Annotated in this window: 1 protein-coding gene; it reads right to left on the reverse strand. The window is 52.9% G+C overall.

The window, feature by feature from the left end:
- Window positions 1–360: DinB family protein (locus I6F37_RS44890; RefSeq protein WP_368736849.1), on the reverse strand; the 360-nt coding region annotated here is incomplete at its 3' end.
- Window positions 361–382: the final 22 nt, after the last annotated feature.

Raw genomic sequence — 382 nt, forward strand, 5'->3', positions numbered from 1 at the left:
AATCTGAGTCGGGTTTAATTCCACCTGCGACCCGGGTTCGAGTTCCACTTCGAGCCCGTAATTTCGCATATTGGCAACGACATCTGAATCCTGTTTGACGGTTGCATAGGCAAGTTTATAAACCAGATAGTCAAGCCCGACCGGCACCGTCCGCCCCATGTGTTTCAGATAGTGCAAGGCCTGCGCGCGATGGTGAACTCCGTGATTGGCCACATGTACCAGCAGGTCACGTAGTCGCCGTGTTGCTTCAACTCGAGCGTTGTTTTGATATGTCACTTGCCGTAACCATTGCGAAGGACGTTCCTGTTCAATCAACTCTCGACGTCGTGCTGAGACCGTCTTCAAGCGTTCGGCAATCACGTCCGATCCCAATCCTTGCGGC

It is taken from the genome of Bradyrhizobium sp. NBAIM08, from assembly GCF_020193935.1.
Classification (GTDB): Bacteria; Pseudomonadota; Alphaproteobacteria; order Rhizobiales; family Xanthobacteraceae; genus Bradyrhizobium; species Bradyrhizobium yuanmingense.